This is a genomic window from Desulfobulbus sp., from assembly GCF_030824455.1.
Lineage (GTDB): Bacteria > Desulfobacterota > Desulfobulbia > Desulfobulbales > Desulfobulbaceae > Desulfobulbus.
The window spans coordinates 24,418-48,571 of the sequence record NZ_JAVBXR010000109.1 but is presented as its reverse complement, the minus strand read 5'-3'; the positions used below and the strand labels follow the sequence as shown (position 1 = coordinate 48,571).

Sequence of the window (24,154 nt, the reverse complement as noted above, 5' to 3'; positions counted from 1 at the left end):
AGTGGCGGCGGATGGGCGCGTACAGCGTTTTTGCAAAGGCCCCTTGTCAGGGGCGAAAATTTACAACGGCAGCAACTCTTGCCAATCGGAAAATAAAAAGAAGGGGAAATGCGGCCAGTTATGAACCGTTCCGCAGCCCTTGCCCCAGGCGCGCATCTGGTTGCGGCCGGAGAAAATGCGGTCGCGGCTGGTGACGATTTTATGGGTGTAGAGGTCGCGACCGGGGCCGAAGTTGAGAAAGGCGTCGCGGAAGGCAATCATCTCCTCCTGCAGGCCGGGCAGATCCCGTTCCGGCCGATGGGCTAGAAAGCGGACCAACTGGTCTTCGTCGTCGAACATGTTGCGGTAAAAACCGTCAAGCACCTCCTGAGTAAAGGGGTCGAGCATGGCGGCGTAGCTTTCCGGCGGGATGCCGCGCTGCTTGTCGATGGGAGCGAGGGTGCCGCCAAGGGCGGTGCAGGAGGCGAAGCGCTCGGCCTGATCGGCCAGAAGGTGCGCCGCCGCCCAGACCCCCATGGACCAGCCGATCAGGTGCAGCCGTTCGTAGCCGGCAAAGGGCGCCAAATCGATTGGCTGCAGGCGCCGGTAGTCGGAGAACAGACACAGGTCGTGGTCGTGGGCGGAGAGAAAGCGAAACGGGGTCGCATCCATGCCCCAGCCGCTGAAAAAAAGAATGCAGTCCTTCCGGTTGTTGCGGTGCAGCCAGTTGCCGTGCATGGGCTTACTCCAGAGACGCTTTGATAATGGCAGGCAACGGGGCCAGTTGCTCCCAGTCCATGGCCGCGTTCAACGACAGGCGCAGGCGCGAGGTGCCTGCCGGCACCGTGGGCGGCCGCACCGCCTTGACCCAGTAGCCCGCCTCGCAGATGCGCTCGGCTGCGGCCACGGCCCGCGCCGCATCGCCGACCATCACCGGCACGATGTTGCTGCTGCCGTCGGTGCGCAGGCCGGCGGCGCGCAGGGCGTCGCGAAACCGCGCCGCCATCTCGTCCACCTTGGCGCGCTGCGCCTGCATCAGGGGAATTTGCCGCAGGACAAAACAGAGCCAGTGAACCGAAACCGGCGGCAGCCCAGTGGAGAAAATCTGCGAGCGGGCGGTGTTGAGCAGGTAGTCGATCAGCAGTTGGGAGCCGACCACAAAGGATCCCTGGCCGCCATAGGCCTTGCCAAAGGTGCCGGTGAGAATCTCAATCTTGTGATGCACGCCCTGTTCCTCCGCCAAACCGCAGCCGCTCTGCCCCCGGATGCCGACCCCGTGGGCTTCGTCGACGTAGAGCGCGGCCCGAAAACGGTCTTTGATCCGCACCAGTTCGGCCAGATCGGCGGCGTCGCCGTCCATGCTGAAGATCGATTCGGTGACGATGAACACCTGCCGGTAGCGTTCCCGGTCTTTGGCCAGCACCTGCTCAATGGCCGGGTAATCGAGATGCGGGTAACGGATCACCTTGGCCCGCGACAGACGCATGCCGTCGATTAGGCTGGCGTGGCAGAGTTTGTCGGCCAGGATCAGGTCCTGTTTGCCGGACAGCGCCGGCAGGATGCCGATGTTGATGTGATAGCCGGAGTTGAACACCAGCGCCGCCTCCGCCTGGTAGAGCGCGCGCAGCTGCTCTTCCAGCCGCACATAGGGCAGGGTGTTGCCGGTCATCAGGCGCGAGGCGGTGCTGCCCAGGCCGTAGCGCTCCAGAAGGTTGTCGTCGGTCTGCTCGCGAAAAAAGGCCTGCAGCAGTTCCCGGTTGGTGGCCAGCCCCAGATAGTCGTTGCCGGCGAGGTTGAGATATTGCCGGCCGTCGATGTCAATCCGCCCCTGGTCGAGATGGGTGACCGGCGCTAGGCGGCGCAACTGTCCCTGCTGTTCGATGGCGTCGAGTTGTTCGCGCAACTGTTGATGCAAAACGGACATGGCGTTTTATCCTGAAAATTGGCTGTAGAGGCTGTCGTTGAATCCCACCAGAAGCCGGTCGCCGAGCCGCAGGGTCGGGGCCCGCAAGTTGCCGGTTCGCCCCAGGGCCTGGGCCAGAATAGCCTCTTTGCCGTCAACGCTCGGATCAAACGCCACCGCGCTTTTGCCCTTGGCCACCACGATCTCGCGGGCGGAAGCCAGCAGCTGCCAGGCCTCTTCGCCGGCAAGGGGTTCCTTCCTGGCGTCAACAATCTGCGCAGGATTCAGGTTGTTTCGTTTAAGCACATCCAGTGCCTTGATGCAGGACGCTCAGCCTTTTCGTAGATAGGCCCAATCGATACGCATACGACTCTCCAAGAGTGTTTCCAGAATACCAAAAAGGACAGGACATCCGTCCAACGGCGGGCCATTATAGTCCCGGACGGTCCGGACCACCACCTTATTTTCCCGGTGGTTGGCCATTTCCGAAAAAGCAAAAATCCTTTATAGGAAGACGGTTGCGAACCAACAAACCAAAAGAATGGAGGGACAGTGATGACAACCCCGACGGAGCACGAAGGACCGCAGGGCGACCTGCTGCTGCGGACCATGCCCATGCCGGCCGACACCAGTTTCAACGGCGATGTGTTCGGCGGCTGGATTATGTCGCAGATGGACCTGGCCGGCAGCATGATGGCCAAGGAGGTGACGCGGACGCGGACAGCGACCGTGGCGGTGGAGAGCATGAAGTTCATCAAACCGGTGCGGGTGGGCGACGTGGTCTGCTGCTACGGGCGGGTGCTGCGGGTCGGCACCACCTCGGTGACCATCATGCTCGAGGTCTGGGTGCGGCCGATTCTGCACGCGGGCAAGGACCAGTTCACCACCTTCAAAGTGACCGAGGCGGCCATCACCTATGTGGCCATCGGCGAGGACGGCATGAAACAGCCGATCAACAAGGACCGGCTGCAGGTGTAACGGGGGTTGGTTATTGCGAATTATCCTGAGAAATTTCGCGATCCTTCTCGCCCGCTCACAACCGCAAACCGGAGTTAATCGGCCAGCACGGCGGTGTCTTCAAGGACGATTTCCAACTCGGCCAGATCGATCTCAGTGAGGTTAAGCAGGCCGGCCTCAAGGGTGGCGGGGAGGATCAGCGTCGGATTTTTGCTCAGGCCGATGCCGAGCTTGTGGCAGACCATGTTGGCCATGCGCACCAGCAGGAGCAGGAAATTCTTGTCGTCGATCTCCACGCTGTGGTGATCGCGGGCGATCACACAAAAATATTCGGGCATGTTCCACTGCGCCAGCAGTTTGGCCCCTTCCCGCGGATGCAGCTTGTCCATGGCCTCCAGCAGCAGGGCGTCGGTGATTTTCAGGGTCTTGTTGCGGCGTTTGACCTGCTCGATGATCACCAAAACGAGCAGCTTGCCGACGTCGTGGAAGAGGCCGCCGAAAAAGGCCTGACTCTGATCGACGCCGTAGGTGTAGCGCCGGGCCAGCCACACCGTGCCGTAGGCACAGCCTACCGCATGCTGCCAGAGTTTTTTCATCAGCAGATTGATCGTCTTGTCGCTGCTTTTGAAATGCTGCCGCGAGGTGGCCAGGACCACGACCTGTTCAATTTCCTTGAAGCCCAGCCGCAAGATTGCGGCCCGCACCGTGCCGATCTCCGCCAAGCCGCGATAAAAGGACGAGTTGGCGATTTTCAGCACCTGGGAGGAAAGGGCCTGATCCGAGGTGATAATTTTTTCGATCACCTGGATGCTCGGTTCGGGTTTCGCCATTTCCTGCTGGATGCGGGAGGAGGCGGAATTGAACACCGGCAGCGTCACTGCGTCCGATTCGATAAAACGGTTGATCACCTCAACCAGAGAAAGGGGAGCGGCCATTTATTCACCTGCCAGGCGGCGGAGTTCGGCAAGGGGACGGGGCGGACTGAAAATAGGCAGGCAGCGCAGGATTTCTTCGACCGTGATGATCCCGGAGGCAGCCTTGATCAGGCCGTCTTCCAACAGGGTCATCAACCCCGAGTGGTTGATGCTGATGGCGCGGATTTCGTAACTGGTTCGCTGATCAAGAATGGCGGCGCGAACCGGTTCGTCGAGCACCAGCAGTTCAAACACGCCGATCCGCCCCCGATAGCCGGTCTGCTTGCACATCCGGCAGCCGCGACCCTTCTTGAAATGCGCCCCGACCAGATCGTTGGCCGTGCAGCGCAACCGCTGGAGTTGCGCCGGCGTCGGTTTGGCGTCGACCGCGCAATGCGGACAGACCCGCCTGAGCAGCCGCTGCGCCAGGACGCTGACCACGGTGGAGGAGACCAGAAAGGGCGCGATGTTCATGTTGAGCAGCCGGATCAGACCGCCGATGGTGTCCTCGGTGTGGAAGGTGGAAAGCACCTTGTGCCCGGTGAGGGCGGCCTGCACCGCCACCTCGGCCGAATAGGCGTCGCGGATCTCGCCGATGACGATCACGTCCGGATCCTGGCGGACGATGTGGCGCAGGGTCTCCTCAAAGGTGAGGTCGATCTTGGGATCGATCGAACACTGGGCCACGCCCTCGATCACGTATTCCACCGGCTCCTCGGCGGTGATGATGCTCACCTGCGGGCTCTTGAGGGCGTGGATGCAGCTGTAGATGGTGGAGGTCTTGCCCGAACCGGTGGGGCCGGTCACCAGGACAACGCCGCTGGGATGATACACCGCGTCTTCGAGGAAGCGGGCGAGCATGCGCGGCAACAAGCCAATGGATTGCAGGTCGTACAGTTCATGTTTGCGGTTGAGCAGCCGGAGCACGATTTTTTCGCCGTGGATGGTGACAAAAAAAGAAACGCGCAGGTCCAACTGACCCTCGTCGTACTCAAAGAGAATGCGACCGCCCTGATGTCGCCGTTTTTCGGTGATGTCGGCCTGACACATGATCTTGAGCCGGCTGGAGAGCGCCGGGATGATCTCTTTGGGGAAATCCTTGTAGTGGTTGAGCACCCCGTCTTCCCGGAAGCGAACGTGCAGGCAGTCCTCCATGGGCTCGATGTGGATGTCGCTGGCGTTGTTCTTCAGGGCGGCGAGAATGATCGAATTGACCGTGCCGACCACGGTGGTGTTGTCCACCGCCAGGGCCCGGCCCGCCTTTTTCTCGGCCAGCAGCTCGAGGGTTTTCTTGATGGTCCGACTCTGGGCGATGACCGGAACGACGCGGGTTCCCAGAAACCGGCGGGCGGCCTGCAAGGCGTCCTGGTCAAGCGGATCGGCAAAGGCGACCCGGACGGACCCGTCCTCGCTCTTGTCGCTTTTGATGGGCACAAAGCCGTGGGTGGCCATCAGGGTCTTGGGGACCTTCTCGCACAAGGCCCGGTCGATGTTGTTGAGGGCAGGCTCGATGAACGGAAAGCCCATCTGGATGGAGAGGACCTCAATAAAGGCCTGTTCCTCGATGAAGTTGTGTTTCACCAGGATGCGGCCCAATTTTTCCTGGGAGTCGCTTTCCTTTTGCATGCGGCAGGCGGACTCTAGATCGTCGGGGGAGATCTGGCCGAGTTCCACCAGAAGGTCGCCGATGCGGACTGAAGACGAGGTCTTGCGGAGGATGTCCTTGACGTCCTGGTCGGTGGCGAATTTGAGATCCTTGAGGATCTTCAGGAGCGGCTGAAAGGTGGTGAGCTTGCCCTGCACCCGGGCGGCATGCTCCACCTGGGCGAGGGTCACCTTGTTTGCCTCCAACAGCAGGCGGATAATGGCGCTATAGCTTTCTTTCGGGGTTGCAGTCATAGTGGACGTCGCCTGGAGGACGGCCGCGCGGGCCTGCCTGTCCTTTAAAATCGTAAAATGGTCTGAGGGCAAAGTATACGGGCTCGCAAACCACGGTTCAACACATTCCAGGCGCACCTGTCACTTTATTACTCTTGCAGAATCAACCAGCCGCGTCTGGGCGGCAAGATCGTTCAAGCCTTGGCGGCGTCCTTGGCGTCGTCGATAGCCTCGGGTGCAAAGCTCCCGCAGGTTTGTTGTTACTCTTCCTGGTCCGCTGCGGTCTGGTCGATGTGAACCATGCCCTCGAGCAACAGGTGATCGACGCGGGCGTACAGCTTGACGGCGTCCGGTTCCGGCGCCAGATCCGGATAGAAGCGGAAGACGCCTTCATTCCAGGACAGCGTTTCAAAAAAGGCTTCCTTGACCTGGCGCAACAGGGTGGTATCCAGGCTGTCGGGTTTGACGTACCCTTGTTCAAGCAGAATCTGGCCAAATCGCCGCGGCGGGTTGCCCTGCTCATGGAGCATCAGGCATTCCTGCAGTTGGGTCTCGGTGATCACCTGGGAATCGAGGAGAATCTGACCGACCTTGCGGTGGTTGATCTGCAGCAATCCGTGGAGCAGCACCCCTTTGCGAAAATAGAAATCACCGCAATTGGCGGGCGAACAGACTTCAAGCTTGCCGCTCAAACCAGCCAAATCGAACAGCTGAAAGATGTTTTCGATGGCAATGGAGGCAATGTCGCCTGCAAAAGCGGGGAGCGGCGTCACAGGGGGCTGGCCCCTGTGCTCGTCCTTCTCCAGCGCCGGCAATGGCTCGGGTCTGGGGGCGGGCGATTGAAAAAAAGTGTGAAGAATTGATTTCATAGGCGCATGTAAAGTGGAGAAAGGTAAATAAAACCGGACTATGTAAGGTTCGCGCAAAACCGCCTGGGAGTCAAGCGTTAATCCCTGGGCGATGATTGCGGCAATCGGCAATAAAAAAGGGCAACGGCGTCAAGCCGCTGCCCCGACGTGGCGCCCTTCGTTGCCCGTTTACACCCCGATGATCGTCTCCGGGGCGTGGGTCAGCGCCTTGGGGCCGTCGGCGGTGAGCACATAGGTGTTTTCGGTGCCGATGGCGCCTTCGGGAAAGACGAACTTGGGCTCCAGAGCAAAGGTCATGCCCACGGCCAGGGGCATTTTGACGCCCTTGGCAAAGATCGGATACTCGTCGAGTTCCAGGCCCACCCCGTGACCGATGAAGCGCACACGGTCGTTGCCGATGCCCATGAAGGCGTCCTGCAGGCCCATCTGCTCGGCCAGTTCCGCCGACTTGGCGTAGACGTCCTCACAGATCACCCCGGGCTTGATCATGGTCACAATGGCCTCCTGGATTTGCAAGGATGCCGCGTGCGCCTGGCGCAACTGCTCCGAGACCGCGCCGATGACGAACATCCGCGCCCCGTCGGCGGTGTAGCCGTTGATCACGCAGGTGTAGTCGATGTAGACCACTTCATTGCGGCCGATGGCTTTCCAGCCGGCGCCGTGCGGGTTGTTGGCCGGAGTCAGGCCGCAGCCGCCCACCGGGCCGTCGAAATAGGAGGGGGCCGCGCCGCTTGCGCCGGTGGTGACGTTGCCGAGAAAGAAATCCTGGTTAAAGGCACGCATCTTGGAACAACCGCCGTAGCCGCGCCGCCGCATCCCGGCCTCGAACAGGCTGGCCAGCTCGATCTCGGTCATGCCTTCGCGGAGCATGGCCGGGACGTCGGCAAAGACCTGATCCAGGATGGAACAGGCTCCCTGGAGCAGGCCAATCTCATATTCGGATTTGATCGTGCGGATGCGCTTGAGGGCGTCGGAGATGTCGCTAAAGGTGGAATCCTTGAAAATTTTATTATAGAACTGCCAGGTGTTGTAGGGGACGACGTCCAGTTCCAGGCCGAGCGTCTCGATGCTGAAGCCCTTTTCTTTGAGCAGGTCGGGGATGGTTTTCAGGCTCTTGACGTCGAGGATCTCCTCGATTGGCGATTCCTGGCAGGCGCGTTCGAAACTTTTGCGCACCATGAGAATGGGCTTGCCGGCGCGGGGCACAAAGAGATGGGCGCTTTGCGAGGTGCCGCTGAGGTAGAACAGGTTGGTGTGGTGGATGATCAGGGCGCCGTCGAGGCCCAGTTGTTCCAGCGTCTTTTGAAAGGTCTGAATGCGTGCGTCAATTTCACTTTTCGGCGTGTACAGCATGTCCGTCATGAATACGTCCCCCTGTGCGTGTGGTTGAAACAAGGTCCCGGTTTGACTGCAAAGTTGCAGGCCACGGTATTCAACAAAACCGGTTCTGTCAATGGCAAGTCGGCTCGAGGGAACGGATACTTGGCAACCACCCAGTTTAGGGGACAGTATATCGAACAGTCGATTGATTGGAAAACCGTCGGCAAAAAAAAACCTGTCCCGCAAACTCCCTTGAACGGGAATCAGCGGGACAGGGCTCAGCTCAATCGGCCTTTGAAATCCTCGTAGCCGAAGCGGCGCACCAGGGAGAGCTGGTCGGTTTCCGGGCGGTAGAGCATAATCGCGGGCAGTTGCACCCCGTTGAAGGTGTTGGTCTTGACCATGGTGTAGATGGCCATGTCGGTGAACACCAGCCGATCGCCGGGAACCAGCGGCGCGTCAAAGGAGTACTCGCCGGCCACGTCGCCGGCCAGGCAGGAAAGGCCGCCGATGCGGCAGGTGAACGGCTTTTCGCCCGGTTTGCCCGAGCCGATGATGTGCGGCCGGTAGGGCATTTCCAGCACATCGGGCATGTGGGCCGGAACCGAGGCGTCGATAATAGCCACCGGCATGTCGGCCTGCACCACGTCGAGCACCGTGGCGACCAGGTAGCCGCAGTTCAACGCCACCGCCTCGCCCGGTTCCAGGTAGACCTGCACTCCCCAGCGGGACTGGAAGCGGCCCACGATGTCGATTAGCAGCTCAAGATCGTAGCCCTCGCGGGTGATGTGGTGGCCGCCGCCGAAGTTGACATAGGTCATGCGCGGGAGGATGTCGGCAAAGTTGCGCTCCACCGCCGCCACGGTCCGCTCCAGGCAGTCGGCGTCCTGTTCGCAGAGGTTGTGCCAGTGCAGGCCGCTGATCCCATCCAGCAGATCCTCCCGGAACTCGGCCCTCCGGATGCCCAGTCGGGAACCGGGGGCGCAGGGATCGTAGATGGGGACCGCGCCTTCCGAATGCTCGGGGTTGATCCGCAGGCCGAATTCGAGGCTCCGGCCTGCGGCGTGCGCTCTCTGTTCCGCCAGGGTCCGGAACCGTTGCCACTGGCCAAACGAGTTGAACACCAGATGGTCGCAGGTGGTCGCCAGTTGCTCAATATCCGCAGCCGAGTAGGCGGCGGCAAAACTGTGCACCTCGCGGTCAAATTCCTCCCGGCCCAGCCGCGCCTCGTGGGGCGAGCTGCAGCAGACGCCGTCCAGGGTCTCCCGGACCAGCGGAAAGACGCTGTGCATGGCAAAGCATTTCAGCGCCAGCAGGATTTTGCAACCAGTCCGCGCCTTGACCCCAGCCAGGACGGCGAGGTTGTCGCGCAGCAACCCCTCGTCGACCACAAAGGCGGGCGTTTCCACCCCCGTCGGATCAAACCGGCAGGCGTTTCTGCCGTTAAAAAGGCCGTTCAAGCGGTCGGTCATTACAGCTCGACCACCTGCCAGGGCAGGCCGTATTGATTCAAGGCCTCCATGAAGGGATCGGGATCAAACTCCTCCATGTTCCACACGCCGGGTCGCTTCCACAACCCCTTGAGCATCATCATCGCCCCGATCATCGCCGGCACGCCGGTGGTGTAGGAGATGGCCTGGGAGCCGACCTCGCGGTAGGCCTCCTCATGGCTGCAGATGTTGTAAACGTACAGCTGCTTCTCGCGGCCGTCCTTGACGCCCTTGAACACGCAGCCAATGCAGGTGCGGCCCTGAGTCAGGGGGCCGAGCGAGGCCGGTTCCGGCAGCACCGCTTTCAAAAACTGCAGCGGCACAATCTCCGCGCCCTGGTATTTGACCGGATCGATCCGAGTCATGCCGACATTTTCCAGCACCCGCAGGTGGGTAAGGTAGTTCTCGGAAAAGGTCATCCAGAACCGGGCTCGCTTGAGGCCTTTGATGTTCTGCACCAGGGATTCCAACTCCTCGTGGTACATTAAAAAGCACTTCTTGGGGCCTATGCCCTCGGGGAAATCGTAGTTCATCGACCAGCTGAGCGGGTCGGTTTCCACCCACTCACCGTGCTCCCAGTAGCGGCCGCGCTGAGTGATCTCGCGGATGTTGATTTCCGGGTTGAAGTTGGTGGCAAAATGCTGGCCGTGATCGCCGGCGTTGCAGTCGATAATGTCCAGGGTGTGGATCTCGTCGAAATGGTGCTTCTGGGCCCAGGCGCAGTAGACGTTGGTCACGCCGGGATCAAAACCGGAGCCGAGCAGGGCCATCAGGTTGGCTTGGGCAAACCGCTCTTTGTAGGCCCACTGCCATTTGTATTCGAACTTGGCCACGTCCGGCGGCTCGTAGTTAGCGGTGTCGAGGTAGTCGACCCCGGTTTCCAGGCAGGCGTCCATCAGCGGCAGATCCTGGTAGGGCAGGGCCACGTTGAGCACCAGGTCGGGCTTGATCCGCCGGATCAGAGCTGCGGTCTCGGCCACATTGTCGGCGTCGACCTGCTCCACCGCCACGGTAACGCCGGTGCGCTGTTTGACGGAAGCGGCAATGGCCTCGCATTTGGGCAGGGTGCGGCTGGCCAAGGTGATCTGGCTGAACACCTCGCTGGCCTGGGCGCATTTATGAACAACAACGCTGCCGACGCCGCCGGCGCCGATGATGAGTACGTGGGACATGGGGGCTCCTTGGTTGGGTGAATAGTCTGTAGGCGTTTAGTCTGTTAGTTGAGCAAGCTTCGTAGGTTGGGGTGAGGAACGAACCCCAACGCTGCCCTTTCCGTTGTATAAGCCCCAACCCATCTTGTATGCGCCGTGTTGCACATGGCGATGGAAGCTGGAGTATGGCCATTGCGCCGCCGATTCGACATATCCGTGTTTCACGGGATTGTAATGACAATAGTCCAGATGAGCGGCGTAATCTTGTTCATCACGGATCAGGTGCTCCCAGAAACGGCGTTGCCAGATTCCCCGTTCCCCTTTCGAGGTACGGCTCGCATTGCGTTGTTCGTTAGCCGGAAGACAACGGGAAAACCCGGCTTTGATCAATCCCCAGCGGGTGGAGAATTCCGCATCGTTTTTCGGCAGCGTCCAGACAGCGTGGAGATGATCGGGTAAAACAACCATGGCGTCAATGTGAAACGGATGAGTGACCATTACCTTATGCACAACCGTGCGCAGCACCGCTATATGTTGAACGAGTAGGTCCTGTTGCCGTTCCAACAGATTCACTGTAAAAAAATAGGCGCCCCCAGGAGCTCTAGCCCGACGGTACTGCATGATGATTCTCTATTGTCGACACATTATGACGTTGGACGTTGGGGTTCGTTCCTCACCCCAGGGCAAGCGCACGAAAATCCTAGCCCGCCAGCACGTTGGCAAGGAAAGCGTTGTTGCATGCTGCTCTGAATTGTTTTTGCTTGACACTCATTTTGGTTTTCTCCCGCTGGAGAAGATTGCGGGCTATATGCCGCAACACTGCAAAGTTTTCCGGGGCGTCACCTTTCCTGATTCGGCATTCATCTTCTCGAAAAGTGACATCAAGCACATAATGGAGTGAATTTTCTATGCCCAAATGAGATCGGACCGCTTTGGCAAAGAGCTCTGCCTTGTTTTCTTGACTCGAAATATAGTAGCGACACTCTGTGCTTTTTTTGTTCTTCTCTGTCCGTTCTGAAACGACAACACCTATTGTCCGCAGTCCCTTCCATTGAGAGAGCATGGGAAGCTCGGCTGCATCGGTTGTGTAATGGGAGCGGATTTCATGGCGACCATGGCCCTTGTTTTCCACTTGATAGAAATCGAAGGTTTCACTGTTAAAAGTCGCTACATCCGCCTGGCTGAAAACTGTTTCAACGGCTTCGAGTAAGGAGCCTTGGTTACCTTTTAATCCCAACACATAATCACCACCCTGCTCGATAATCTGTGCGGCTATCTTTTTCTGACACCCCATGGCGTCAATGGTCACAATACAGCCTTTGATTTCCAACAGTTTCAACAATTCCGGGATTGCTGTGATTTCGTTGGATTTTTCTTCGGTCTTGACTTGCCCTAAAACAAGTCGGTTTTTCGCCGCCCATGCACTCACCATATGAATGGCTGATTTACCGGAACCAGTGTCGTATGATCGCCTCAAGGTTTTTCCGTCGATAGGGATAACCTCGCCATCGACAACCTTGACTATGGAGTGCACCCAACTCAGAAAGCATTCTTGAAAAATCTTAGAGTTATGTGGCTCTAAATGAAACTCAGCCTGATCCGTTGCCCACTCGCCTTGTATCAGCATTTACGCCTGGGTGGGAAGATGGCATTAACTTTTTGTCGCAATGCCAACTCGGGCGTGGCTTCACATCAAATTGTGCTGAGTTTTATTAATAGCCATTTAGAGTTAAGACGAGATATAACTCGTCGAAATGTATCGTGCCCAGGCATGCCGTTGGGAAGCTCTAAAAAAGTAGAGAGCCATTCCTGCTTGGCTTTTCCAAAAATTTCAATCTGCTCCCAACCAGATGCACCAGAGACTACCGCACAAATGGCAATGATAATAATATCGATGAGCAGGTGCTGGTTTTTCCCTTCGACTCTCGGATCTTTCAACCCAAAAACGGCAGTTGAATAGTGTCTGTTTTCGTGTAACGTTCTTTGGTAGCGATGTAAATTCACTCAATATATCCACCGAGGTATTCACCAAATGGGTGAGCAGCACGATTTGGTGGTTCCATCCGATGAGCGTGTCGGTTTAGACACCTATGCCGGCAAGATCCATGTGGAATGGGATCCGCAGGCGGCGGTCACACCGCTGGGGCAGCTGCCCTTCTTCATCTCCTTTCTCAAGGTGAGCGGGTTGTATGACGACTTCGTCGCCTCCTGCCCCTTGTCGTATGCCAGCCCCAACGCCCCGGCCAAGCGGGATGTGCTTGGCACTCTGCTGATGTCGATTCTTGCCGGTCATCACCGCTACGCCCACATCACCTCGTTGCGCTTCGATGCGGTAAACCCGGAACTCTTGGGAATGAGCAGGGTGATCAGCGAGGATGCCACGCGAAGGGCACTCAAGGCGATGGACGAGGAGGCGGCCATCGCCTGGCTCGATGACCAGTTGCACACGTCCACCGCATCCGCTCTGTCGCTGGGCTCCTGGATTCTCGACACCGACACCACGGTCAAGTGTCTCTACGGCAAACAGGAAGGGGCGGTTGTCGGCTACAATCCGCAGAAGAAAGGACGGCCTTCCCACAACTATCACTCCTGTTTCATGGGCAATACCCGCCTGGCACTGACCGTGGAGGTCAATCCCGGCAACCGTCAGGCGGCCTCCCATGTGACGCCATCTTTGTGGCGATACTACGACGGGTTGGCGGACAATCAGAAGCCGGCGCTGATCCGCGGCGACCTCTTTCTCGGCAACGAGGGGTTTCTGGCTGCGGCCGAACAACGAGGCGCCCATTATCTCACCAAGTTGCGCATGACCACCGGCGTCAAACGGTGCATGACCCGGCTGTTTCGCCAGGCCGACTGGGTCGATGCCGGCAAGGGCTTCGAGGGAGCCGAATCCCGACTCAAGCTCACCGGATGGAGCCAGGAGCGGAGGGTGATCGTCCTGCGTCGGCCGCTGGCCGGGGAGGTAGCCCTGGCCGACGAAGGCCCTGTCCAGTTACGCCTGGCTTTTATCGACGGCCCCGCGACCATGCGCCGTTATGAATATGCCGTGCTGGTGCCCTCGTTGCCCTCGGAGATACTCACCTTGGCCCAGCTGTATCGCGATCGGGCCGATTGCGAAAACTGTTTCGACGAACTCAAGAACCAGTGGGGTTGGGATGGTTACACAACCAAGGAGCTCAAGTGCTGCCGTCTGACCAGCCGCCTCGTTGCCCTGGTCTACAACTGGTGGAACCTGTTTGTCCGCCTTGCCCAGCCCCAGAAGCATGCCGAGGCAATAACCAGCCGGCCTTTGCTGCTCCATGGCGTTGCCCGGCAGACAAGACACGCCGGTCAAACGAACTGAACCATCACCAGCAGCCACGCCAGATCCCAGACCGTTCAGTCCGCATTGCGAGCACTGACGCGATTCCTGAACCTGTTGCAGAATGCTGCGGAGCAGTTACGGTCTCTGGATCGCCTCGGGCTCATCACGCAACAGGCGTTCCGCTATTTGTTGGACAAACGGGCTGCCATTGCGGGACTGCTGCCCCCGCCGGCAGCTGCTCTTACTGGGTAACTGCCGTTTTTAGGTTCAAGCTTTCGAAATGGGAGGCGATATCTGGTTGCTGTGTTTTCATACCCCTTCTCCAATTGAGTAATTTTTGAAGGGTGGTTTATAGAGGATATGGGAACAAGATTGAATAATAATTCGATTTAATATGATTTTTCACGCTAACCCAGCAAGTGCCTACTTCTAAATAGCCATCGTTAGGATATTTTGATGCGCTGGCCCTGTTCCTCACCCCAACCTACGATGCCGGCTACTTTTCAAAGCGCAACCAACGTACATTGCCTTGAACTTTTTCAAGTTTTAATTGAGCTCTCAAATCATTTTTGAGGCTGTTGATTAATGGGTCAAGTTCGAAAGCCCCTCCTGCTGCCACCTCATCAGCAAGAGATTTTGCCATAGCTACCTGCTCAACAGAGCCGAATAACTGAATGTCAGAAAGCAAATTTTCAAGAGCAACCTTGCGGTCGTCATTGAGCTTTCTGTGCGAGACGTCATTCGTTAAAACTCGATACGCATTAACCAGATGCTCAATAGAAATCTCACGTCGTTTATTGCTTATATCTCGCTTTGATGTGAAGTAATGCGCCACGATCCATCCGATAACCGCAAGGAATATGGTTGTAACTATTTTAAAATATTCCAAATTTAGGATCATCTCATTACAAGTTTATGATATCAATTTTGATCGTCCAACGCTCCAGCGTGGGAACGTACTTTGAACGCTCCAGTGTCCCTTTGATTCCGAACGATCAAGAACAGTCGAGGATCGCGCAGTCCGTAGGTTGGGGGTGAACGGCTGTATCGTGAACCCCAACGGTTGCATCGGTGTCAGTGCGTTGTTGGGCATCGCTGTGCTCAGCCCAACCTACCGGGATGCAGGTGTTTTTCCTAATAGTCTAACAGGCTACAGTCTAATCAACCTTCAGTCCTACCTCTCAAAATACGTATACCCCCGTAACCCCGCCTCATACGCTTCGACAATTTCCCGTCGTTCCTGGGCGCTGATCCGGCCGGAGCGCACCGCCTGCTCTGCCGTTTCGCGGAAGCGGACAAAGAGCCGCTTGGGGTCGTACTGGACGTAGCTCAGCACCTCGGCCACGGTGTCTCCTTCCTGTTCGCTGACGAATTCGTATTCGCCGCCGTCCTTGATGCGGATGGTGACCACGTTGGTGTCGCCCAGCAGGTTGTGCAGGTCGCCCAGGGTCTCCTGGTAGGCGCCGACCAGGAAGGCCCCAAGGTAGTACTCCTCGTAGGGCTTGAGTTCGTGCAGGGGCAGGTAGCGTTTGACGCCCCGTTTGTCGATGAACTGGTCGATCTTGCCGTCGCAGTCGCAGGTGATGTCGGCCAGGATGCCCTTGCGGACCGGCTCCTCGTCCAGCCGGTGGATCGGCATAATCGGAAACAGCTGGCCAATGGCCCAGGCGTCGGGCAGGCTCTGGAACACGCTGAAGTTGCAGTAGTAGAAATCCGACAGCACCCGGTCGAGGTCGATCAGTTCGGTGCTGGGGTTTTTCAACTCTTTAGACAACCGGCTGATTTCGTTGATTGTGGTCCAGAACAGCTGCTCGGCCAGGGAGCGTTCGCGCAGGCTGATTTTGCCGTTCTGGAACAGCCGCCGGGTCTCGTCGCGGTAGAACACGGCGTCGTTGAACACCTCCTGAATGTTGCGCACGGTCAGGTCTTTCAGCGCCTGGACCATGTATTCAAGCTGCGGGGCGCAGCCCTCAGGCAGCTTCTCGGGCAGCGGATCGGCCTGGAACTGGGTGACGTCGAGGATGTTGAACAGCAGGATCGAGTAGTAGGCCACCAGGGCCCGGCCCGATTCGGTAATAATGGTCGGATGGGGGATGTTCTCATCCTCCAGCGAGGTCATCACCGCCTCGATGATGTCGGTGCAGTACTCCTTGAGGGTGTAGTTGCGGCTGGAGAGGAAGTTGGACTGGGAGCCGTCGTAATCCACGGCCAAACCGCCGCCGAGATCGAGGTATTCGACCTGGGCGCCTTCCTTGACCAGGCCGGCGTAGACCCGGCAGGCCTCGTTGACTGCGGTGCGGATTTCTCGGATGTTGGAGATCTGCGAGCCCAGGTGGTAGTGGACCAGCTTGAGGCAGTCGAGCATGCCGGCGCTGGACAGCAGATCCACCGCCTGGATGATCTGGGATGTGTTGAGGCCAAAGATCGAGCGCTCGCCGCCGGACTCCGACCAATGGCCGCCGGCCTGGGCCGAGAGCTTGATGCGGATGCCCAGAATGGGCTTGGCCTGCAGCTTTTTTGAGCGCTCGATGATCAGCGGCAGCTCGTCGGGCATCTCCACCACCAGGATGCAGGTGAAGCCGATCTTGGTGGCGTAGAGGCCGAGATCGATGAATTCCTCATCCTTGTAGCCGTTGCAGATAAGCACCGCCTTCTTGTCGCGCATCATACCCATGGCGGCTATCAGCTCAGCCTTGGAGCCGGCCTCCAGGCCGTGATGGTAGCGCGAACCGAACTGGGTGATTTTTTCCACCACCTGCTGCTGCTGGTTGACCTTGATCGGGTAGGCCCCCATGAAGGTTCCCTGGTAGCCCAACTCCTCCATGGCGGAGCGGAAGGTCTCATTCAAGCTGGTAATCTGGGCGTCGAGGATGTTCTCGATCCGCAGCAGCACCGGCATGTCAAAGCCGCGTTCCCGGATGCCGCCCGAAATCTCGGCGATGCTCACCGCCCGACTGACCGCGCCGGGCTCGGGCATGACCATCATGTCGCCGTTCTCGGCCACGAAAAAATAACCGCCGCCCCATTCGGTAACCCCGTAGAGATCCGACGATTTGTTAATGTTCCAACGTTCCATGGTATAGTTCACCCGTATGCTCCTCCTGCAACAACATGCTGCGCTTCTCACATCTTCTATAATAAACGCGGCCGTCCGGCGTCAAGGCCACCGGCGCGCGCTCATGCAAACCTAATAATACAAAGGAATTCAGGACAACAGGCGGGTTGGCGCGCCGCTGCCGTCCATGGGCCGGTGCAGGGTCAATTCCCGGCCTTCGGCCATGGCCTGGCGGTAGGCCTCGCCGTGCATGGCGGTGGCTTTGCCCCGCATCTGCCGCAACCGGGGAAACCGAAAGGCAACGAACGCCTCCAGCCGTTGCTGGGCCTGCAGCGCCCGATGCGCCGGCAAATCGGCGGTCTGATGCGGTCCGGGTGCGGGGACGGGCGCGGCCGAGGCGACGCTGCGCCGGGAGCGTTCCAGGGTTTCGCGAAACCCGGCCAACACCCCCAGGTAATAGCTTTTTTTGGCGATGCGGCTGTTGCCGGTAAAACCGCGCCGGTTCCGCTCCCACAGAATCTGCAGCCGGTTTTCGAGGAAATGATGGCAGTGCTCGGCAATCGCCGTTTCTTCCTCGCGTCCCAGCAGTTCGATGGTTTTGAACACCTGGTCGGTCAGCGGATCGTAGGTCGAGGCGCAGATCACCCGCACCGCAAAGCAGGATTCGAGAAGGGAGCAGATCGCCTTGCGGTGCGCCGGCAGAGTGCGGCCGCCGGTGTTGATGGTGCGATGGGTCAACCCTTCGTCTTCGGCCAGGGCGTCGAAGTCCAGCCGGTAGTGGGTCAGCAGTTCGCCGGCCCGCTGCACGGCGAGCGCCGCCTCGTGTTCGTTGTCCGACCCGCCCAGGGCCAGCAGTTTGCGCACCTTGTCGATCACCTGCCGTCCCTGCTCGGTGGCGGCCGTTGCCTGCCCCGCATCGGCAATCCCTTCTTCCAGATCGGCGCTGGCCCGATGGAAGGGAGCGTCGAGACCGATCCGGGCGCAGGCCTCGCGAAAGAGCGGCCCGTGGCCTACGTCGTCCCGGCGGTGAATTTCGCTGACCATCTGGTGGCCCATCTCGTGCTTCAACACCTGCAGGGTCAGGTTCCAGGGGTGTCCGCTGATCAGAAAATGGCTGAGACTCAAGGTCCGGTCGCCGGCCGACCAACTGCCCAGCTGCTTGCGGTTGCGGCTGATCGTCAGCACCGGCGGCTGCAGGCGGACCCGGTATTGATAGCAGATGTCGTTGTATTCGCGCGTGAGTTGACTGAGCCAGGCCGCGTGCAGGCGGCTGTCCATCTGATCCATAGCCTCAGTTTCCCGCCGCGCTGGCGCTCGGGAGCAAGCGGCGCAGGGCCGCGATCCGGGCCAGGACCGGCGGATGGCTGTAGTTGAGCGCCACCTGGAGCGGATGCGGGGTCAGGTTGCTCAGGTTGCTGACGCTGAGTTTTTTCAGCCCGCTGATCAGGGATTCGCCGCCCCCGTCGGACTCCAGGGTCTGGGCGGCGTAGCTGTCGGCCTGATACTCGTTGCGCCGCGAAAAGGCGTTGAAGCCAATCGCCAGCAGGGTGGAAATCGGCGAGTAGAGGAAGCCGAAGAAAACCAGCGAGGCGTACACCGAAACGTGCTCCATGCCAAAGGCGGCAAACAGCCCCTGGTTGCCGAGGAAGAGCGAGAGGATGAAAAACAGCAGCCCCATCTGCAGGATGGACAGCGCCATCATCATCGGGATGTGTTTGAGTTTATAGTGGCCCATTTCGTGGGCGAGCACGGCGACAATCTCGCTGGCGGCCAGTTTGTCGGTGAGGGTGTCGAAAAAGACGATGCGGCGGAAGCGGCCAAAACCGGTGAAAAAGGCGTTGGCCCGGGTGGAGCGCTTGGACCCGTCCATGGTGTAAATCCCCTGGATGGCAAACCGTTGTCGCTCCGCGTAGCCGGTGATGGCCGCTTTGAGTTCGCCCTCGGCCAGCGGCGTGAACTTGTTGAACAGGGGCATGATCACCACCGGGGCCAGGAACTGCACAACCAGGACAAAGGCGACGGCGGCGATCCAGCAGTAGATCCAGGCCGCTGAACCGCTGGTCTCGAAAAACCAGAGAATGGCGGCCAACAGCGGCCCGCCGAGGACCACGGCCAGCAGCAGGGCTTTGAGGCCATCGAGAATGAAGGTGGCGACGGTGGTGGTGTTGAAGCCAAAGCGCTGCTCAATCACAAAGGTGGAGTACACCGAAAACGGCAGCCCGGCGATGTTCGACAACAGAGCGAGCATCCCGGTGAACAGCAGGCCGGTGGGAATCGAGGAAAAGCCGAAGCTGCGGGCGGCGAGATCCACATAATTAAATCCGCCGGCGACAATAAAGGCCACGGTCAGCGCCAGGCTTACCGTGGATTGGATCAGACCGAACCGGGTGGTGGCGCGGGTGTAGGCCTGCGAACGGGCGTACTGGGCGTCGTCAAAGACCCCGACGAACTCCGCCGGCAGCTCCGGGCTGAGGCGACGGAGATTGAGCAGCGCCGCCGTCAGGTCCAGCAGGTGGCCAAACAGCAGAACGCTCAGGATGAAAAGGAGATAGCCGTTCATTGAAGGTGAAAATCCCTGGGGAAAAGTTGTGTGGTTGCTGGAGTGCGATGCACTTACAGGAGATTGCCAAACGGTGCAAGCCAATTATGTTGGCATGGGCCTATCATTTTGTTGTTTTGTTTGTTTCCCGCCTGTTTTCCCCTCAGTGGCGCACGGTGTTTGACAGTGGCGGACGCGTGGCGTATAGAAGGGGAAAACCGCTTGCATCCAAAGGAAATCGCCATGGAAATCCCTCAAGAAAAATCCGGCCTCTCCACCGCCAAGGTAATCGGCATTGTTGTTGCCGCCATGCTGCTCACCATGGTGGTCACCCTATTGATTGTCAAGAGCTGGTTGTTTCCTGGACCCTTTGAGCCAGTGGTGCTCAGCCCGGCGGAGGAGCAGCGGCTGGAACACAAGCTGGAACGGTTTGAGCAGGTTGCTGGCGGCGCCCGCCGCCCGCTGCCGGCGCGGCAAGGGGAAACGCCAAGCCGGGAAGAACTGCGGCCCGAGCCCTACAGCGAGGAGGGCGCGTCGCGGGAGATTCGGCTGAGCGAGCGGGAAATCAACGGCATGATTGGCCAGAACCCCGATCTGGCCAGCAAAATGGCGGTTGATTTTGCAAACGACCTGGTCAGCGTCAAGCTGCTTATCCCGGTGGACCCGGATTTTCCCATCATGGGCGGCAAGGTGCTCAAGGTGCGCGCCGGGGCGGAACTGGCCTTCCGGTCCGGCCGGCCGGTGGTGATCCTGCGCGGCGTCTCGGTGATGGGCGTGCCCCTGCCCAACGCCTGGCTGGGCGGCCTGAAAAACATCGATCTGATTGAGGTGTTCGGCGCGGAGCCCGGCTTCTGGCAGGGATTTTCCGACGGCGTCGCCGCCATTGAGGTCCGCGAGGGCAACCTGCGGGTGGTGCTCAGGGAGTAGCCAAGGAGTAGCGCGGCCGGAGACGTCTCTCCCCGGTTGCGCGCCCCGCGCCTGCAGCGACAAATTTCTCGCCAGCCGGGCGGTTGTTTTGCGCTTTGCCTGGAAATAGACTATGTTGCGGGCGTCCATATCGCTTTATATTGTTTTGATCCATTGAAACTTCTTTGAGCATCATGAAACTTGTTGAATTAATAGGCAATACCCCGCTGGTGGAGCTGTCCCGGCTCAATCCCGTCGCAGACAAGGTCCAGTTGCTGGGCAAACTTGAATCTCGCAATCCCGGCGGTTCGATCAAAGACCGGGTCGCCCTCTCCATGGTCGAAGCCGCTGAAAAAAGCGGTGAACTGACTCGCGACAAAATCCTGCTTGAAGCCACCAGCGGCAACACCGGCATCGGCATGGCCATGGTCTGCGCCGCCAAACGGTATCGCTGCCAGCTGATCATGCCCGAATCGGCCTCGATCGAACGGCGGTTGATCATGCAGGCCTATGGCGCGGAAATCATCCTCACCCCGGCCAAACGCGCCACCGACGGGGCCATCGAAAAGGCCTACGCCCTGGCGCGCGAGCATCCGGAGCGCTATTTCCTGGCCGACCAGTTCAACAATCCGGCCAACTGGCAGGCGCACTGCAAATCCACGGCCCCGGAAATCTGGGAGCAGACCGGCGGTCGGGTCACCGACATCATCGTCACCCTGGGCACCTCGGGCACGGCCATGGGGCTGTCGCGCTGGTTCCGCGAGCATCATCCGGAAGTGCGGGTGATTGCGGTGGAGCCGCATCGCGGCCACAAGATCCAGGGCCTGAAGAACATGAAGGAATCGTACAAGCCCGGCATTTTTGACAAAACCCTGCCCCACGCCATTGTCGACATCGACGACGAGGACGCCTTTCGCACCGTCCGCCTGCTGGCCGCCGAGGAAGGCATTTTCGCCGGCATGAGCAGCGGCGCCGCCATGTATGTGGCCATGGAGCGGGCCAAGGAGATCGGCGAGGGCTGCATTGTCGTGATTCTGCCCGACGGCGGCGAGCGCTACCTGAGCACGACCCTGTTCAAACCCCAGGAAAAGGTCAAAGAAGAGACCTCGCAACTGCGGCTGTTCAACACCATGAGCCGCAAAAAAGAGGTCTTCCGCCCGATCCGCGACAACCGGGTGACCCTCTACGCCTGCGGCCCCACTGCCGCCGAGTCGCCCAATATCGCCCATTGCCGCCGCTTCATCGTCGCCGACCTGATCAACCGGTATCTCCGGTTTCGCGGGTATGCAGTGGAATTGTACATGAATTTCACCGATCTCGACGACAACACGATCACCGGGGCGATCAATGCGGGGGCCGACCTGCGCGAGTTCACCGGCAAGTACATCGACGAATTCAAACAGGCGGTCGAGATCCTCAACGTGGAGAAGGCGACCGGCTATCCGCTGGCCTCCGAACACGTCGGCGACATGATCGAAATTGCCCACGACCTGATCCACAAGGGCTACGCCTACGAAAAACTGGGCTCGATCTATTTCGACATCTCCAAATTCAAGCGCTACGGGCGGCTGTCCGGGATTGATTTAAGCAAGATCAAGCTCGGCCAGACCGTGGACCTGGACAACTACGAAAAGGACAATCCCCGCGACTTCACCCTGCTCAAGCGCTCGACCCTGGCGGAACTGAAAGCGGGCCTGTTCTACGAGACCGACTGGGGCAACATCCGGCCCGGCTGGCATATCGAGTGCACCGCCATGTCGACCAAGTATCTCGGCGAAACCCTGGACATCCACACCGCCAGCCAGGATCTGCTTTTTCCGCACCATGAAAACGAGATCGCCATTGCCGAGGCGCTCACCGGCAAACCGCTGGCCAACTACTGGCTCCATTCCGGCCAGTTGCTCAAGGACGGCCGCAAGATGGCCAGCGACACCGGCAACGTGGTCACCCTGAACGAGGTGCTGGCCAAAGGCTACACCGGCCGGGAACTCCGTTTCATGCTGATGGGCGTGCACTACCGCAAACCCCAAATGTTTTCCTACAAGCGGCTGGACGCGGCCCGAACCGCCCTGCGGCGGATTGACGAATACACCTGCAAACTGCGGTGCCTGCCCGCCGGCCTGCCCCATCCCGAGGTGGCCTCCTACGTCTCTGAGCTGGAAAAACGCTTTATCGACGCCCTGAACGACGATCTCAACCTCTCCGGAGCGATTGGCGCCTTGTTTAATTTTATCAAGCAGACCAATCACTTAGTGCAGTTGCGGCATCTTGACCTGGAGCAGAAAACCGACGTGCTGGAAGCGCTGCGCATGGTCAACACCGTGCTGGGCGTGCTCCGCCTCAAACATTGTCCCCTGACGCCGGAGATTGACCGGCTCATCCGCCAGCGCGAGCAGGCCCGGCAGCTCAAGGACTGGACCGCCGCCGATTCCGCCCGCGAGGAACTGCTGCGCCAGGGCGTGACCATCCTCGACACCGCCGCCGGTCCCATCTGGGAACAGCTCGAGGAAGGCGCCGAATAAACCGGTCGCACCGCTCCGTCCCCCTGCCTTGGGAGGACGGCGCGTGCGCGGCCCGGAACATGCCAACACCCCCGGATCAATCACTGTCCTGCATCAACAGACATTGCTCGGACGCGGCGTAAGCCTTGCGTCCTTCTGCGCCGTCGTCTTGATCGCAAGCGGCGTTTTAACGCGCCGGGGCAGCCAAAGACGTTTATTTTACCCAAGGAGAATATGGTGGACGCACAACCGATGAAACAGAGCCCGCTGGTGGTCCACACCGAGTGGAGCCGGTCCTGGGGCGGCCAGGAGATTCGCGTCCTGACCGAACTGCGCGAGATGCGCCGGCTGGGCTTCCGCGTGGCCCTGATTGTCCCCCGCGACTCCGTACTGGCGCGCCGGGCCGCCGCCGAAGGAATTGCCGTGCATGGGGTCTCGACCTTTGCCAAGCTCAACCTTGCCTCCTGGTGGGAGCTGTATCGCCTCATCCGGGCGCTCAAACCCACGGTGGTCAACACCCATTCGTCCGAAGATTCCTGGATGGCCGGCGCCATTGCCCGCTTGTGCCGGATTCCGCTGATCGTCCGCACCCGCCACGTGCTCGCGCCAATCTCCTCAGCCCTGTGCTACACCCTTTTTCCCCATGTCGTCTTCACTTGCAGCGCGGCCATTGCCGATCAGCTGGTCGCCCAGGGCGTGCCGCGAGAAAAAACAGCCGTGCTTTCCACCGGCAACGATGAGGCCCGCTTTCGCTTTTCGCCGGAAAACCGCCGCAAAATTCGCCAGGAGTACGGCATTGGCGAGGACGAGGTCCTGGTGGGCAACGTCGGCTTCCTCCGTCATTACAAGGGGCATCCGTTCATTGTCAAAACCGCGGCGGCCATGCCGTCCCAGTACCGGTTCATGCTGGTGGGCGGCGGCGACGAATTAGGCAAACTCCAGGCCCAGGCCGAGGCGCTGGGCGTGGCGGATCGGATCGTTTTTGCCGGTCATCAGGAACAGCCGGAACAGTTTTTCAGCGCCTTTGATCTGTTCTTCTTTTCCTCCAACGAGGCCGAGGGCGTTTCCCAATCCCTGATTCAGAGCCTGCTCAACGGCCTGCCGGTGCTCGCCAGCCGCATCCCCTCGACCATGGAACCGCTCAGCCACATCGAGGATTACCGCCTAGTCGAGTACGACGACGTCCCCGCCGCCAGCCAGGGCTTGGCCGAACTGGCCCAATTGCCCCGCCGCGACCCGGAGCGGATGGAACGGCAGCATCGCATCATTGCCGAGCGCTACGGGCTGCAGGGCATGGTCAGGATCTTGACGGCCACCTACGCCCGATATGGGGTGGTTGCCGCACAACAGCCTGATTGAGCAGGGGAAGATGCTGTTTCGTCTCT

Annotated in this window: 19 protein-coding genes and 1 pseudogene; 5 read left to right on the top strand and 15 right to left on the bottom strand. The window is 59.5% G+C overall.

The genetic code is table 11. From position 1 onward, the window contains the following. Nucleotides 1-60: 60 nt before the first annotated feature. From RCH93_RS13840 to RCH93_RS13830, 3 genes are read right to left on the bottom strand one after another with little or no spacing between them, the layout of a single operon-like run. On the bottom strand, nucleotides 61-717 hold the full coding sequence (locus RCH93_RS13840; protein ID WP_306549006.1) for a DUF452 family protein: 657 nt from the start codon (nucleotides 715-717) through the stop codon (nucleotides 61-63). A 4-nt stretch (nucleotides 718-721) separates the two neighbouring features. After that, complete coding sequence (locus RCH93_RS13835) at nucleotides 722-1,903, bottom strand: 8-amino-7-oxononanoate synthase (protein ID WP_306549005.1); 1,182 nt, start codon at nucleotides 1,901-1,903, stop codon at nucleotides 722-724. Nucleotides 1,904-1,909: 6 nt separating this feature from the next. Further along, nucleotides 1,910-2,203 carry an ArsC family (seleno)protein gene (locus tag RCH93_RS13830; RefSeq protein ID WP_306549007.1) on the bottom strand — a complete coding sequence of 98 codons (294 nt, stop codon included), beginning with the start codon at nucleotides 2,201-2,203 and terminating at the stop codon, nucleotides 1,910-1,912. 234 nt (nucleotides 2,204-2,437) lie between these two features. On the opposite strand from RCH93_RS13830, the gene RCH93_RS13825 reads away from it, so the two are divergent. Continuing rightward, nucleotides 2,438-2,860, top strand: coding sequence for an acyl-CoA thioesterase (locus RCH93_RS13825; RefSeq protein WP_306549004.1), 423 nt, complete (start codon nucleotides 2,438-2,440; stop codon nucleotides 2,858-2,860). Between the two features lie 74 nt (nucleotides 2,861-2,934). Here the strand turns inward: RCH93_RS13825 and RCH93_RS13820 are convergent, their stop codons facing one another. From RCH93_RS13820 to RCH93_RS13785, 8 genes and pseudogenes are all read right to left on the bottom strand, one after another. Next, nucleotides 2,935-3,774, bottom strand: a complete 840-nt coding sequence (locus RCH93_RS13820) for an HDOD domain-containing protein (protein WP_306549003.1) — start codon at nucleotides 3,772-3,774, stop codon at nucleotides 2,935-2,937. Next, the gene (locus RCH93_RS13815; RefSeq protein WP_306549002.1) at nucleotides 3,775-5,652 is read right to left on the bottom strand and encodes a GspE/PulE family protein; all 1,878 of its coding nucleotides are present in this window, start codon (nucleotides 5,650-5,652) and stop codon (nucleotides 3,775-3,777) included. It lies immediately after the preceding gene. Between the two features lie 239 nt (nucleotides 5,653-5,891). Then, the gene (locus RCH93_RS13810; protein ID WP_306549001.1) at nucleotides 5,892-6,404 is read right to left on the bottom strand and encodes a DUF4388 domain-containing protein; all 513 of its coding nucleotides are present in this window, start codon (nucleotides 6,402-6,404) and stop codon (nucleotides 5,892-5,894) included. 264 nt (nucleotides 6,405-6,668) lie between these two features. Next, nucleotides 6,669-7,862 carry a Xaa-Pro peptidase family protein gene (locus RCH93_RS13805; RefSeq protein WP_306549000.1) on the bottom strand — a complete coding sequence of 398 codons (1,194 nt, stop codon included), beginning with the start codon at nucleotides 7,860-7,862 and terminating at the stop codon, nucleotides 6,669-6,671. Nucleotides 7,863-8,098: 236 nt separating this feature from the next. Further along, nucleotides 8,099-9,292, bottom strand: coding sequence for a carboxynorspermidine decarboxylase (gene nspC / locus RCH93_RS13800; protein WP_306548999.1), 1,194 nt, complete (start codon nucleotides 9,290-9,292; stop codon nucleotides 8,099-8,101). Next, the gene (locus tag RCH93_RS13795) at nucleotides 9,292-10,482 is read right to left on the bottom strand and encodes a saccharopine dehydrogenase family protein (RefSeq protein WP_306548998.1); all 1,191 of its coding nucleotides are present in this window, start codon (nucleotides 10,480-10,482) and stop codon (nucleotides 9,292-9,294) included. The genes nspC and RCH93_RS13795 overlap by 1 nt, the downstream gene beginning before the upstream one ends. 36 nt (nucleotides 10,483-10,518) lie before the next feature. After that, a complete protein-coding gene (locus RCH93_RS13790) occupies nucleotides 10,519-11,082 on the bottom strand; it encodes a transposase (protein ID WP_306548997.1) in 564 nt (187 codons plus the stop codon). Between the two features lie 79 nt (nucleotides 11,083-11,161). Continuing rightward, a pseudogene (locus RCH93_RS13785) lies at nucleotides 11,162-12,399 on the bottom strand (ISAs1 family transposase). Between the two features lie 94 nt (nucleotides 12,400-12,493). On the opposite strand from RCH93_RS13785, the gene RCH93_RS13775 reads away from it, so the two are divergent. Next, complete coding sequence (locus RCH93_RS13775; protein ID WP_306548995.1) at nucleotides 12,494-13,807, top strand: transposase; 1,314 nt, start codon at nucleotides 12,494-12,496, stop codon at nucleotides 13,805-13,807. A gap of 457 nt (nucleotides 13,808-14,264) precedes the next feature. Here RCH93_RS13775 and RCH93_RS13770 read toward each other — a convergent pair whose 3' ends face one another. The 4 genes from RCH93_RS13770 to RCH93_RS13755 form a co-directional block, all read right to left on the bottom strand. Next, on the bottom strand, nucleotides 14,265-14,657 hold the full coding sequence (locus RCH93_RS13770) for a hypothetical protein (RefSeq protein WP_306548994.1): 393 nt from the start codon (nucleotides 14,655-14,657) through the stop codon (nucleotides 14,265-14,267). 285 nt (nucleotides 14,658-14,942) lie between these two features. Further along, nucleotides 14,943-16,844, bottom strand: coding sequence for a biosynthetic arginine decarboxylase (gene speA, locus RCH93_RS13765; RefSeq protein ID WP_373693298.1), 1,902 nt, complete (start codon nucleotides 16,842-16,844; stop codon nucleotides 14,943-14,945). Between the two features lie 129 nt (nucleotides 16,845-16,973). After that, nucleotides 16,974-18,110: a DUF2786 domain-containing protein gene (locus RCH93_RS13760; RefSeq protein ID WP_306548992.1), complete on the bottom strand. Its 1,137-nt coding sequence runs from the start codon at nucleotides 18,108-18,110 to the stop codon at nucleotides 16,974-16,976. A 4-nt stretch (nucleotides 18,111-18,114) separates the two neighbouring features. Next, a complete protein-coding gene (locus RCH93_RS13755; protein ID WP_306548991.1) occupies nucleotides 18,115-19,383 on the bottom strand; it encodes a M48 family metallopeptidase in 1,269 nt (422 codons plus the stop codon). A gap of 222 nt (nucleotides 19,384-19,605) precedes the next feature. On the opposite strand from RCH93_RS13755, the gene RCH93_RS13750 reads away from it, so the two are divergent. The 3 genes from RCH93_RS13750 (at nucleotide 19,606) to RCH93_RS13740 (ending at nucleotide 24,128) form a co-directional block, all read left to right on the top strand. Then, on the top strand, nucleotides 19,606-20,289 hold the full coding sequence (locus tag RCH93_RS13750) for an arginine N-succinyltransferase (RefSeq protein ID WP_306548990.1): 684 nt from the start codon (nucleotides 19,606-19,608) through the stop codon (nucleotides 20,287-20,289). Between the two features lie 173 nt (nucleotides 20,290-20,462). Further along, a complete protein-coding gene (cysS, locus tag RCH93_RS13745; protein WP_306548989.1) occupies nucleotides 20,463-22,790 on the top strand; it encodes a cysteine--tRNA ligase in 2,328 nt (775 codons plus the stop codon). A 213-nt stretch (nucleotides 22,791-23,003) separates the two neighbouring features. Continuing rightward, entirely contained in the window at nucleotides 23,004-24,128 is a 1,125-nt protein-coding gene (locus RCH93_RS13740) for a glycosyltransferase (protein WP_306548988.1), read from the top strand. Nucleotides 24,129-24,154 lie beyond the last annotated feature (26 nt).